The organism is Halomonas heilongjiangensis (assembly GCF_002879645.1).
GTDB lineage: Bacteria > Pseudomonadota > Gammaproteobacteria > Pseudomonadales > Halomonadaceae > Halomonas > Halomonas heilongjiangensis.
The window spans coordinates 22,607-36,068 of record NZ_PNRE01000076.1 but is presented as its reverse complement, the minus strand read 5'-3'; the positions used below and the strand labels follow the sequence as shown (position 1 = coordinate 36,068).

9 protein-coding genes are annotated in these 13,462 nt (G+C 68.7%); 2 read left to right on the top strand and 7 right to left on the bottom strand.

The genetic code is table 11. The annotated features are described in order from the left end of the window. Positions 1–2,162, top strand: a 2,162-nt coding sequence (locus C1H66_RS17135; protein WP_146010743.1) for an Ig-like domain-containing protein, incomplete at its 5' end; no start/stop codon positions are given. A gap of 24 nt (positions 2,163–2,186) precedes the next feature. On the opposite strand, the gene C1H66_RS17130 is transcribed toward C1H66_RS17135, so the two are convergent. From C1H66_RS17130 to C1H66_RS17105, 6 genes are all read right to left on the bottom strand, one after another. Beyond that, positions 2,187–3,575 (bottom strand): HlyD family type I secretion periplasmic adaptor subunit, encoded by a 1,389-nt coding sequence (locus tag C1H66_RS17130; protein ID WP_102629096.1) that lies wholly within the window; start codon positions 3,573–3,575, stop codon positions 2,187–2,189. Further along, a complete protein-coding gene (locus tag C1H66_RS17125) occupies positions 3,559–5,355 on the bottom strand; it encodes a type I secretion system permease/ATPase (RefSeq protein ID WP_102629095.1) in 1,797 nt (598 codons plus the stop codon). Before C1H66_RS17125 ends, C1H66_RS17130 begins: the two co-directional genes overlap by 17 nt. A 186-nt stretch (positions 5,356–5,541) precedes the next feature. Then, positions 5,542–6,807: a serine hydroxymethyltransferase gene (gene glyA / locus C1H66_RS17120; RefSeq protein WP_102629094.1), complete on the bottom strand. Its 1,266-nt coding sequence runs from the start codon at positions 6,805–6,807 to the stop codon at positions 5,542–5,544. Between the two features lie 131 nt (positions 6,808–6,938). After that, positions 6,939–8,339 (bottom strand): hypothetical protein, encoded by a 1,401-nt coding sequence (locus C1H66_RS17115; protein WP_102629093.1) that lies wholly within the window; start codon positions 8,337–8,339, stop codon positions 6,939–6,941. Positions 8,340–8,426: 87 nt separating this feature from the next. Further along, positions 8,427–11,066: an ABC transporter permease gene (locus C1H66_RS17110; protein ID WP_102629092.1), complete on the bottom strand. Its 2,640-nt coding sequence runs from the start codon at positions 11,064–11,066 to the stop codon at positions 8,427–8,429. Continuing rightward, positions 11,063–11,779: an ABC transporter ATP-binding protein gene (locus tag C1H66_RS17105; RefSeq protein WP_102629091.1), complete on the bottom strand. Its 717-nt coding sequence runs from the start codon at positions 11,777–11,779 to the stop codon at positions 11,063–11,065. Before C1H66_RS17105 ends, C1H66_RS17110 begins: the two co-directional genes overlap by 4 nt. Before the next feature lie 193 nt (positions 11,780–11,972). On the opposite strand from C1H66_RS17105, the gene C1H66_RS17100 reads away from it, so the two are divergent. Next, on the top strand, positions 11,973–12,545 hold the full coding sequence (locus C1H66_RS17100; protein ID WP_306417703.1) for an arylesterase: 573 nt from the start codon (positions 11,973–11,975) through the stop codon (positions 12,543–12,545). Here C1H66_RS17100 and C1H66_RS17095 read toward each other — a convergent pair. After that, positions 12,536–13,426, bottom strand: coding sequence for a DMT family transporter (locus C1H66_RS17095; protein ID WP_102629089.1), 891 nt, complete (start codon positions 13,424–13,426; stop codon positions 12,536–12,538). The genes C1H66_RS17100 and C1H66_RS17095 overlap by 10 nt on opposite strands. Between the last annotated feature and the right edge of the window lie 36 nt (positions 13,427–13,462).

The window sequence follows — 13,462 nt, the reverse complement described above, 5'->3', positions numbered from 1 at the left end:
GCTTCACCTATCGCGCCTCCGACGGCGAGCTGCTCAGCGATCCCGCCACCGTCAGCATCACCGTCGAGCCGGCCGACGAGCCACCGCCGGCCAGCACGACCGTGCAGTTCCAGCACGGTAGCGGCGGCTACCTGGGAGGGGTGGACACCTATCTGCACCAGGCGCAGCCCGGGACGAGCCGAGCGACCTCGACCACCCTGATCGTCGACAGCGTCGACCAGGGCGGCGCGGTGCAGACGCTGCTGCGCTTCGACGCCATCTTCGGCAGCGGCAGCGGGCAGATTCCGCTGGGCGCCACCATTCTCTCCGCCACGCTGGTCGTTCAGACCACCAGCAAGGGAGACGGGGCGACGCTCCATCGCATGCTGCTGCCCTGGAGCGACACCGCGACCTGGACCAGCCTCGACAACGGCATCCAGGCCGACGGCATCGAGGCCATGATCGCGAGCGACCTGAATACCGGCTTCATCCCGGCAGGCACCACCCAGCTCGACGTCACAGCCAGCCTGCAGGCGTGGGCCAGCGGCCAGGCGAACCACGGCTGGGCCTTCCTGCCCCTCGGCTCCGACGGCTGGGACTTCAACTCGGCGGAAGGCCAGACCCCGCCCCGACTGATCGTCGAGTACACCATCGAGGGCGGTGAGCCGGTCAACAACCCGCCGGTCGCCAACAACGACAGCGCCACGACCCCCCAGGGGATCGCCGTGCAGATCGCCGTGCTCGCCAACGACAGCGACCCGGACGGCGACCCGCTGACGGTGGGCTCCGCCACGCAACCCGCGAACGGCACCATCACCATCAATGCCAACGGCACCATCACCTACACGCCGAACCATGGCTTCCATGGCAGCGACGGCTTCACCTACCGCGCCTACGATGGGCAACTGCTGAGCGACCCCGCCACGGTCAGCCTCACCGTCACCCAGTCGGATGATCCGCCGCCCCCGCCGCTGGACACCTCCTATATCGCCACGGCGTTCAACACCAGCGACACTCGCAACTTCGAACACACCAACGCCACCAAGAGCTTCTATCACGCCGGCGCCTGGTGGGGGGTGCTGCCGGAACAGTCGGGCTGGCATGTCTACCGTTTCGACGGCACGCTCCCCGACCCCGGCACCATGGGGGGCTGGGTCAAGTCGAGCCCCACCATGTTGACCAGCGGCCGTCGTGCCGACATCGCCTGGGACGATGCGACCGATACCCTCTACGTCCTCAACTTCGGGCCGAGCGAGACACAGCCGCGGCTGTTCAAGCTGGCCTACAACCAGCAGACCCAGGCATTCGAGATCGACGCCAATATCCAGCTCGCCGGGTCCGGCGGCAAGCTGACGGGCGCCGAATGGCAGAGGAACACCGAGATGGCGCTCGGCCTCGACCAGAACGGCAACCCGGTCGTCTCCCTCATCGGCCCCTCGGCGGCCGGAGGCGAAAAGGGGTTGAAGCTGGCCTATCCCACGTCCAGCGACCTGGGCACCTGGGCGACGTCCACCATCGACAGCGGCCCGAGCACCACCTCGGGCAGCAACGGCGACAACAAGGTCGACTTCGTGGCCTTTCAGCTAAATGGCGTCGACCATGTCGGGCTGGTCTATGGCGACGATGCCACCGGGCTGTGGAAGTTCGCCTTCAAGGAGACGCTGTCGTCGCCCGCCGGCTATGGCAGCGGCTGGACGATCGAGACCATCACCGGCGAGGTGAAACTGGACAACCACCTGGCGGCTCTGTGGGACGGAAACGCCATCATCATGACCATGAAGGACGACAAGGATGCGCTCTGGGCCATCAAGGGCTTGCCCGGCAACTGGCAGGACCCCGTGCTGGTCCATGCTGCTACGCACAGCGCCAGTCGGCCAACCCTGGCCTATGACGAGGACAACGAGATGGTGTTCATCTTCTACCAGGAGAACACCTCGAGACCATATGGAGATATCCACTACAAGGTGTCTTACTCCGCTGAACTGCTCTTCGATGCCAGCGATCCGGGTACTCGGTTCATCACGAGCACGCGGCCCGACGAGAACATGAGCGACCCGCAGATGCCGACGCATTCCGTGGGCTCGGCAACAGACAGCATGTTCTTCGTCTTCGCACGCAATCATGAGGCACGAGAGATCTGGTACAACGACTTCCTGCTCTCTGATGACCTGTTCATTGCCTGAAGGACGACGCGGTAAACGCCGCGCTCACTCCTCCCTGATGGCCCGGGCGAACATGTCGCTGATCGGCTTGATGAGATAGCTGGCGAAGGTGCGCTCACCGGTGCGGATCATCACCTCGGCGGGCATCCCGGAGAGCAGCTGCATCTGCTCGGACATCTTCTTGCGTCCGTCGTCGGTCACCCTGAGGCGTACCCGGTAGAAGCGTGCGCCCGTGGCCTCGTCCACCTGGCTGTCGGCGCTGACGAAGATCACCTCGGCGGCGATCACGTTGGTCAGCCGCTGGTTGAAGGCGGTGAAGCGGATCTCTGCCGGCTGACCGGGATAGAGGTGGTCGACATCACGATTGGGCACCCGTGCCTCGACCAGGAAGCCGTCACCGACAGGCACCAGATCCAGCAGCGGGTCACCGGCGCGCACCACGTCGCCCACCGAGTGGACCCGGCGCTCCACCACGGTGCCCTCCACCGGCGCCGTGACCGTGGTGCGACTCACCTGATCGGCCAGCGAGGTGATGCGCTCCTCGGCCTCGGAGACGCGGGCCTGGACTTCGCGAAGCTGCTCACCCACCTCCTTGTGGAACTCCTGCACACGGATCTCGCGCTGCATGCGGTTCTCGCTGATCTGGGAGCCGAGCCGGCCGATCTCGGCTCGGCGACTGGCGATCTCGCCCGAGAGTTCCAGCTGATCGCGCTCCACCTCCCTCAGTCGCTGGTTATTGACCATGCCCTTGCTGAACAGACCGCGCAGATCCGCCTCCTCGGCGCGCAGCGAGGCGACGTGGCGGTCGCCCAGGCGGACCATCTCCTCGAGCCCCTCGATCTGGCGCTGCAGCTGCACGACCTGCTCATCCAGCGCCTGCAGGGCCCCCCGGTGAGACTGGCGGCGGGCGACGAACAGCGCCTGCTGCACGGCCAGTACCTCCTGTACCCGTGGCAGGTCGCTTTCCGACAGATCGACGGGGATATCGTAATGCTCGGCGCCCTGCTGTTCGGCCTGCAGGCGCAGCTCGGTGGCACGCCCCGTCAGGTACTGGGTGCGCGCGATCTGCAGTTGGGTACGGGCCTGGGTGTCGTCGATCACCACCAGCGGCTGCCCCGCCACGACCTGATCGCCATCGGCTACCAGGATCTCGCGCACGATGCCCCCTTCGAGGTGCTGGACCGTACGCCGGAAGGACTCCGCCGCCACATGGCCCGACGCCACCACCGATACCGCCAGGCTGGCCGTGAGGGCCCAGCCGCCGAAGCCGCCCAGACCCAGCACCAGCACCAGCATGCCCAGGTGCCGATAGCCCCGGTCGCTGACCGGCACCCGCTCGACGTACTCCCCCTCCAGCGCCGGATGCCAGGCGGTGGTGTCCCGCTCCCCGCGGCACTCGAGGGGAGACCCGCTCGCTTCATGCCCGGTTTTCATCGTTGCCCTCTCCGCCCAGGGCCTTGCCGCCTTCCTTGCCACGGCCCTCGGTCCTCGTGGCCGCCTGCCCCTGGCCGGTCCTGCCCACAACGCTGGGGGATACCGGCTTGACGGCAAAGCTCCCCATCACCTCCTCGCGGGAGCCGAACAACTGTATCTGCCCCTCACGCATCACCAGCAACTTGTCCATGCCCTGCAGCACGCTGACGCGGTGACTGATCACGAACAGGGTCACCCCTTCGCGCTTGAGGGCAGCCATGGCGGCGCGCAGCGCCTGCTCACCGCGATCGTCGAGGCTGGCATTGGGCTCGTCGAGCACCACCAGCACCGGGTCGCCGTAGAGGGCCCGGGCCAGGGCGATACGCTGACGCTGACCGCCGGAGAGACCGCCACCGGCCCCGATGACGGTGTCATAGCCCTCGGCCAGCGCCAGGATCATCTCGTGCACCCCTGCCTTGCGGGCCGCCGCCACCACCTTGCCCGCCTCCACTTCGCCGAAGCGGGCGATATTCTCGGCAATGCTGCCGTCGAACAGCTCGATGTCCTGGGGCAGGTAGCCGATGTGCGGCCCGAGCTCCTCGCGGTTCCAGCGGCTGATGTCGGCACCGTCGAGGCGCACCGTGCCGGCCAGCGGCGGCCAGATGCCCAGCAGCACCCGGGCCAGGGTCGACTTGCCGGCGGCACTGGGACCGATGATGCCGACATGCTCGCCGGCGGGTACCGCGAACTGGATGCCACGCAGCGTCGGCACCAGCCCCCCCGGCGGGGCCGCGGCCACGCCCTCGGCACTGATCTCCCCCCGTGGCGGGGGCAACGACATCCTCTCGGCGTCCTCAGGTGTATGCTCCAGCAGTTCATCGAGCCGGCCATAGGCGCCACGGGCGGCGACGACTCCCTTCCAGGTGCCGATCAGGCGGTCGATGGGTGCCAGCGCCCGGCCCATGATGATGGAGCCGGCGATCATCATGCCCGGGCTCAGCTCGGCTCGCAGTACCAACCAGGCCCCCAGGCCGAGGATCAGCGACTGGGCCAGCAGGCGCAGCACGCGGGAGGTGTTGCCGAGGGTCTCGCCACGATCGCTGGCCCGGGACTGGCCGGCCAGGTAGTGGTGGTGGCACCGGGACCAGCGCCCCATGATGCCCGGCAGCATGCCCATGGCGTGCAGCACCTCGGCGTTGCGCAGGTTGGAGGCGGCCAGTTCCTGGGCCTTGATGTATTCCGAATTGGCCTCGGCCAGCAGCGGTTGGGTGATCTTCTCGCTGACCACCGCCAGCACCAGCAACACGAGGCCGGCACCGGTGGCGAAGAACCCGAGCCAGGGGTGGAAGAGGAACAGCACCGCCAGGTAGACCGGCACCCAGGGGGCATCGAAGAAGGTCAGCAGGCCGTTGCCGGAGAGGAACTGCCGCAGGGTGGCGAGATCACTCAACGGCTGTGCCGACTGACGCCCCTCGGTGAACAGGCTGCGACGGAACATCGCCCGGTAGAGCCGGCCATTGATCATGGTGTCGAGGCGATTGCCGATACGCACCAGCATGCGGTATCGCACCAGATCCAGCAGCCCCATCACCACGAACAGGAAGACCACCACCAGGGTGAGCATCAGCAGTGTCTCGACGCTCTGGGTGGTGAGCACCCGGTCGTAGATCTGCAACATGTAGATCGCCGGCACCAGCATCAGCAGGTTGACGAACAGGCTGAAGAAGCCCACCGAGGCGAAAGCTCCCCGGCAAGCGCGCAGGGCGCACTGCAGGTCCGTAGCTTCCTGTTTCCTGGCCATCGATGGTCACCGTGGCAAGCCCTGGCTCGAGTACGGGATTGATTACGAAAGGTTACATGTTGTCTTGTTTCACGTTAGCACGGCACGACAGGGGGCCAGGGATGAAAAACGTCATACATGACACGCCCCGCGCCGTGAAGCACGGCGCGGGGCGTGAGGGAGCGTTGCGGACGCTTGGAGACGCGATCAGCGATAGACGGGGAAGCGGTCGCAGACGGCCTCGACCTTCTCCTTCACCTCGGCCTCGATGGCGGCGGTATCATCGCCGTCAGCCATGACGTCGAGGACGTCGCAGATCCAGCCGGCGAGCTCGCGGCATTCGGCCTCGCCGAAGCCGCGGGTGGTGACCGCCGGGGTGCCGATACGCAGGCCCGAGGTGACGAAGGGGCTCTGGGGATCGCCCGGCACGGCGTTCTTGTTGACGGTGATGTGGGCGCGGCCCAGGGCGGCGTCCGCGTCCTTGCCGGTCAGCCCCTGCTTGATCAGCGAGAGCAGGAAGAGGTGGTCCTCGGTGCCGCCGGAGACGATGTCGAAGCCACGCTCGATGAACACCCCGGCCATGGTCTGGGCGTTCTTGACCACCTGCTGCTGGTAGGCCTTGAAGTCCGCTGCCATGGCCTCCTTGAAGCACACCGCCTTGGCGGCGATGACATGCTCCAGGGGACCGCCCTGGATGCCCGGGAAGACCGCAGACTGCAGCTTCTTCTCGATGTCGGCGTCGCCCTCACTGGACAGGATCAGGCCGCCGCGCGGGCCGCGCAGGGTCTTGTGGGTGGTGGTGGTGACCACGTGGGCGTGGGGCAGCGGGGTCGGGTAGACACCGGCGGCCACCAGGCCGGCCACGTGGGCCATGTCGACCAGCAGATAGGCGCCCACCTCGTCGGCGATCTCGCGGAACTTCGCCCAGTCGATGATCTGGGAGTAGGCGGAGAAGCCGGCGATGATCATCTTCGGCCGGTGCTCGCGGGCGAGCCTGGCGACCTCGTCGTAGTCGATGCGACCGTTCTCGTCGATGCCGTACTGCACGGCGTGGTAGTGCTTGCCGGAGAAGTTGGGTTTGGCGCCGTGGGTCAGGTGGCCGCCGGCGTCGAGGCTCATGCCCAGCACGGTGTCGCCCGGCTTGACCAGCGCCTGGAAGACGGCGCCGTTGGCCTGGGAGCCGGAATGGGGCTGGACATTGGCGTAGGTCGCACCGAACAGCTGCTTGGCGTAGTCGATGGCAAGCTGCTCGACGATGTCGACGTACTCGCAGCCGCCATAGTAGCGCTTGCCGGGATAGCCTTCCGCGTACTTGTTGGTCAGCTGGCTGCCCTGGGCCTCCATCACCCGGGGACTGGCGTAGTTCTCGGAGGCGATCAGCTCGATGTGCGCTTCCTGACGCGCGCTTTCCTTCTGCATCGCATCGAACAGAGCATCATCGAAACCGGCAATCTGCATGTCACGGCTGAACATCGGCGGGTAACCTCGCATCAGGGGAGAAATCTGAGCTCCGCATGATACCCCAGCCCATGACGGCTTTCACTTGAAAGGCCGTCATGGGCAGCACCATCTTTTCTCATGCAGGCTTTAGCCAGGCTACAGCGTCAGTGGGTCTCGACGCTCATCGACAGCTTGTCGGGCACGCCCATGGGATCGCCGCTCCAGGTCGCCAGGTTGCTCTCCGCCGGCAGGGCGATGTCGATCGCCAGTTCGCTGGCGCTGCCCTCGAGCAGATCGACCAGCCCCATCAGGATCGACTGCACCTGGGCGCCGAACATCATGCCGAACCCCTGGGCCTGGGTGCGTAGCTGCTCGATGTACTGGGCCTCCGTCACCCCCTCCATGGCGGCGCCCAGGGTGGCCAGGCGGGCGAACAGCCCCTGGTCGGCGAGCGTCAGATGGATCTCGCCGCCCAGCAGCGTGGCCGCCTCGAGCAGCTCGCTATCGGCGAAGACATCGGCCGGGGCGACGCCGTCGGGCAGCACCATGGGCAACTCGATGTCGAAGTGCAGGCGCAGGGCATCATGGGCGGTGACATGGCTGTCGCTGCTCAGGATGCTGCGACCGCCCTCCTCTTCCCAGTTGCCGAGGATGGCGGCATCCAGCCGCAGCTCACCGCTGCCGTCGGTGAGCACGTTGCTGGCCATGCGCAGTCGGGTCCGCTCCTCTTCCGGGGCGAGTGCGATCATGCGGGCCAGATCGACACGGAAATCCTCGAGGCTCAGGCCGCCCGAGCCATCGCCGAAGTCTCCATCGAGATCCAGTGCCACCAGCGTGCCCACCAGACGGTCCGACGCGATGTCGAGGTCACGCAGGGCCAGCAGGGCCAGGCTCTCCTCCTGGTCGCCATCCAGCCCGGCCAGCCCCTCCAGGCGCAGGGAGCCGAGGGTGAAGGAGCCGGCCCCCAGGTCGCCCAGGTCCTGCCCGGTGCCGGCCACGTCGGTGATCTCCAGCATACCGATGGCGTCGTGGGCCAGCGACTCGCCGCGCACCCTGGCGATGGTCAGGCGGCCCTCGCTCCCGCGGAAAGCCGCCCCCTGGAAGAGCTCCTCGGCGAGTTCCGAGGCCAGGTCGATGACGAGGTCATCGATGGCCAGGCTGCCGAAGCTCACGTCTTCCGGCACCAGGTCGCCATACAGCGGGAAGACCGCCCGGGACGGCTCGCCGAGCACGATGCGCTCGGCACTCATCAGCGGCAGCTCGGTCAGGCTGTCCTCGATCCGCAGCCCCTCGAGGATCACCTCGTGCGGGCTATCGTAGTCGCCATTGACGATGTAGCGGGCGAGACGCAGGCGCTCGCCCTCGTCGGTCTCGAAGACCAGGTCCTCGGCGGTGGCACGGCTGCGCAACAGCGCCCCGGAGACCTCGCCGAGCTCGACACTGCCGTGACCGCCGAACATGGCACGCAGGTCGGCCTCCAGGCGCTCGGGATCGTCGGCCAGCGCCGATGCTGCGGCCAGCAGCAGGGAGGCCCCGGCGATCAGGGGCCAGCGGGAATCGGGCACGGAACACCTCCGGTGTGAGCGGTTCATCTGGTTGAGTCTAACCCGAGAGCCCGAGCCCCGCCCCGTGTCGATGCGGGGGGCGTCGGTTCAGGTCTCGCCGAGCAGCCCCAGGCTCGCCGCCGGCGCCTGCCGACGCAGGCTTCGGGAGAGCAGGTGGCCGATGGTGCCGATCGCGAGCGCCCCGCCCAGCGGCAGCACCAGCCACAGCCAGCCGTGCAGCCGCGGCGTCAGGTCGAACCAGGCCAGGTAGATGGCGGCCGTGGCGAGCTCGGCCAGCAGCGCCCCCATCAGGCCGCTGGCCAGCCCCAGGATGGCGAATTCGGCCCCCTGGGCCCGGGAGAGCAAGCGGTTGCCGGCGCCGAACACCCGCAGCAGGCCGCTCTCGTGGGCACGCACCGGCCGGCTGGCGGTCAGGGCGGCATAGAGCACGCTGACGCCGGCCAGCAACACGAAGCCGAGCACCAGCTCCACCGCTCGGGTCACCTGGGTCAACACCTCGCGCACCTGGCCGAGGATGGCATCGATATTGAGCAGCGAGACTCCCGGGAACTCCCGCACCAGGCGGCGCAGGGTGTCGCTGTCGTCGCCGTCCAGGTGGAAGGCGGTGATATAGCTGTGGCCGAAGCGCTCCAGCACCCCCGGGGGGAAGATCACGTAGAAGTTGGGCCGGAAGCTGTCCCAGTCCAGGTCGCGCAGGCTGGTCAGTTCACCGACGACCTCGGCCCCACCGATGGTGAAGGTGAGGGTGTCACCGAGCCCGAGCCCGAAGCGTTCGGCCAGGCCGTCCTCCATGGAGATCGGCACCCGCTCGGTCGTGGTACCTGAACGGGGCTCGGCGTCCACCGCATCGAACCAGCCGGCGGCCTCACCGCTCGCCCCCTCCCCGGCAACTCCGTCGAACCACCGCCCCGCCACCAGGCGGTTGCCCTCGGGGAGGGTCTCGCGCCAGGTGAGGTTGAGCTCGCGACGCAGGGCGTTGTCACCGCGGGACTCCGCCGGCACCACCTCCCGGGGCGGCCGGTCGTTGATGGCGGTGATGCGCCCGCGCACCATGGGGTAGAGGGCACTGCGCGCATCGGCGGCGTCGCCCAGGGCACCCTCGAAGGCCTCGCGTTCGGCGGGCTGGATGTTGATGGCGAAGTAGTTGGGGGTCTCCTCGGGCAGCTGGTCCTGCCAGGTGGTCAACAGGTCGCCCCGCACCAGGGCGATCATCGCCATGGCGAAGAAGGTCACCGAGAAGGCGAGCAACTGGCCGAGGCTGGCACGCCGCCGGCGGGCGAGCTGCTGGCCGCCCAGGCGCAGGGCCTGGGCGATGCCCCCGTCCTGGCCGCCCCGGCGAGGGAGTCGTGCGGCGAGCCGCAGCACCGCCGACAGCAGCAGCGCACCGAGGCCCCACAGCACCACCAGCATCACCAGGCCACCGAGGAGCAGGCCGATGGAGAGACCGAGGTCGCCGGAGTAGAGCCACAGCAGGCCACCGAACACCAGGGCCGCCACGGCCACCACCAGCCAGGCGGAGGCCGGCATCGGGTCGAGCTCGCGACGCAGCACCTTGAGCGCGCTGACTCGCTTGAGCCGCAGCAGGGTCGGACCGGCGAAGCCCACCAGCACCGCCAGGGCGGTGAACACGCCCAGCCACAGCGGCAAGGCTCCCGGCGGCGGGAGCGTGAGCGGCAGGAAGGTGGTCAACAGGCGCAGCAATGCCGCCTGGCCAGCCAGCCCCAGTACGGCCCCCAGCGCCGAGGCCACCAGCGCCAGCCACAGCAGTTGCAGCGCGAACAGGCGGGTCAGCTCGGCCTGGGTGGCACCGAAGCAGCGCAGCAGGGCCGCGGTATCCAGATGACGGTCGACATAGCGTCGGGTCGCCATGGCCACCGCCACCCCGGCCAGCAACACGGCGGCGAGCCCCGCCAGGCTCAGGTAGCGCTCGGCCCGCTCCAGGGCATTGCCGAGCTGGGGCCGGTCGCGGCGCACGTCGCGGACCTCGACCCCGTCGCGACGCAGACGCTCGAGCAACGGCGCGAGTCGCTCCACCGCCTCCACCGGGCCGGCGGCGAGCAGTTCGAAGGAGACCCTCGAGCCATCCTGTACCAGGCTCGTCGCCGCCAGGTCATCGGTATGCATCATCAGCCGCGGATTGAAGTTGCCGAAGCCGCCTTGCTGGTCGGGCTCGCGCTCGACCAGGCCGCTCACGACGAGCTCGGTCTCGCCAAGGCGCACCCGGTCGCCAAGCTCCGCCTCCAGCAGCAACGCCAGCCGCGGCGCCAGCCAGGCCTCGCCGGGCGCCGGCCCGTGGGCGATCGTCTCGCGCCCCTGACCACGATCGACCTGGACCTCGCCATAGAGGGGGTAGTGCCGGTCCACCACCTTGAGGCTGGCAGGCTGAAAGGCATCGTCGTGGCTGACCATGGAGACCATGCCGATCTGGTCGCTCAGGGTCAGGCCCGCTGCCTCCAGGTCCCGGCGCAGCGCGGCGTCGAAGGGGCGACTCTGCTCCAGCACCAGATCGCCGCCGAGCAACTGCCCCGCCTGACGAGTCAGGCCGCGATCGAGGCGGTCGAGGAAGAAGCCGATCATGGTGGACGCGGCCACGGCCAGGGTCAGGGCCACGAACAGGGCGCGCACGTCGGCGGCACGCAGGTCACGGGCCAGCCCGCGGGCCGAGAGCCGCAGCACCCGCGTCGCGCCGGCCAGGGGAGAGATGGCCCGGGAGGCGATGCCGCTCATGCGTCCACCTCGTCGCGGGTCATTTCCACCAGCCTGCCCTGCTCCAGGCGCAGGCAGCGATCGCAGCGCCGGGCGAGCGCATGGTCATGGGTGACCAGCACCAGGGTGGTGCCGGCCTCGTGGTTGAGCGCGAAGAGCGCCTCGATGATGCGTTCGCCGGTGGCCGGGTCCAGATTGCCGGTCGGCTCGTCGGCGAACACCAGCTCGGCACCGGTGACGAAGGCTCGCGCCAGGGCGACCCGCTGCTGCTCGCCGCCCGAGAGCTGCTTGGGCAGGTGGTCGAGCCGCTCGCCCAGGCCCACCCGGGTCAGCCAGTCGCGGGCGCGCGCCTCGGCGTCGGGTTGCGGCGTCAGCTCCAGCGGCAACAACACGTTCTCGAGTGCGGTCAGGGTCGGCAGCAGCTGGAAGTTCTGGAACACGAAGCCCACCCGGCCGGCGCGCAGTCGCGCCCGACCGTCCTCGTCCAGCGCCGAGAGCGGCTGGCCGAACAGCTCGAGCTCGCCACCGGTGGGTGCATCGAGCCCGGCCAGCAGTCCCAGCAGGGTCGACTTGCCGGCCCCGCTCTGGCCAAGGATCGCCACGCTCTCGCCGGGGAACACCGTGAGCCGCAGGTCACTCAGAATGGTGAGCCGCCGCTCGCCGCTCTGAACCTGCTTGATCAGGTGATCTGTGTGTAGAATCGGTGAGGCATGCGCTCGCGAGGTAATGGACATGGTAAAGGGGTTCCCTGGTTTGCTGGTACGCGCTGTTCCGGTACCGGCTGGTCTGATTCGCACCGCTCTGTCTCGAGGTCATGCGTGGCGCCCCGCCGGCCCGGTGCGGCGGCTCGCGTTCGCCTGGCTGGCCCTGTTGCTCGCCCTGGCTTGCGCCCCGGCGCTGGCGGCGGAACGCCCGGTGCTGCTGGTGATGGGTGACAGCCTGAGCGCGGCCTACGGCATCGAACGGCACGAGGGTTGGGTCAGTCTGCTCGCGGAACGCCTGGACGGGAAGGCGCAAGTGGTCAACGCCAGCATCAGCGGGGAGACCAGCAGTGGCGGTGCCAACCGGCTTCCCGAGCTCCTCGGACAGCACGCGCCGGACATCGTTCTGCTCGAGCTGGGCGGCAACGACGGCCTGCGCGGCCTACCGCCGGGCCAGTTCGAGGCCAACCTGACGGACATGATCGAGGCCAGCCGGGAGGCCGGCGCCGAGGTGCTGCTGCTCGGCATCGACATCCCGCCCAACTACGGCCAGGCCTACCGGGACGCCTTCACCGGGGTCTTCCTCCGGCTCGCCGAGGCGTATGAGCTTGCGCTGGTGCCCTTCCTGCTCGAGGGCGTGGCGCTGGAAGATGGCCTGATGCAGGACGACGGTATCCACCCCACCGCGGACGCCCAGCCGATCATCCTCGACACCGTCTGGCCCGAGCTCGAGCCGCTGCTCGAGGAAAACGGCGCGGAGGCGGCCACCCTCTCCGGTGCCCCTGCCGATCAGGATTGAGCCGCCGGCGCGGGACTTTTCTGCCACTGCTGCAGCCCCAGGCCACCGAGGATCAGCACCAGGCCGACCAGGGTCGACGGCAGGATCGGCTCGCCGACGATGAAGAAGAGCAGCACCAGCGAGACCGGCGGCGAGAGGAAGATCAGGTTGGCGACCCTGGCCGTGCGCGAGATCCGGTGCACCGCCAGTTGCCACAGCACGAAGGCGATGCCCATCTCGAAGAGCCCCACGTAGACCCCGGCCCCCAGGCCCGCCCAGCCGTGCCACTGCAGGCCCGGCCCGGCCAGCAGCAGCACCGTGAGTACCGGCACCCCGATGCTGAAGTTCTGCCACTGGGCCACCAGCGGCGGACGGTGATCGCGGGCGTTGAGCAGCCAGTAGAGCGCCCAGAGCAGGGTCGAGGCCAGCGCCAGACCGACCCCCAGCGGGTCGGCGAAGGCGACGTCGAACACCGCGCCGCGGGTGGCGATCACCCACACCCCGGAGTAGGCCACCAGCCCGGCGAGCACGTCGATGCGGGTCAGCCGCTGGCCGAGGATCGGCACGGCGAGGAAGGCCATGGCCAGCGCCCAGGTGTAGTTGAGGGCCATGGCCTCCTGGCCGGGTAGCCGGTCGTAGGCGGCGAACAGCACCAGGTAGTAGGCCACCGGGTTCATCAGCCCGGCCCAGGCGGCGGTGCGCCAGCCCCGGCCGAGCGCCTCGCCCAGCAACCCCTGGCGGACCACCAGCCCGCCGATCAGCGCCCAGGAGACCAGCGAGGCGATCCACATCAGCTCCAGCGGCGACATGTAGGAGAGTGCCACCTTGAAGGCGGTGGCCACCGTCGACCAGAGCGCCACCGCGCCCAGTCCGAACAGCATGGCCTGACGTTCCTGTGTCATGGTGCTTCCCCAGTATCTGGCGCCCGTAGCCCGTAG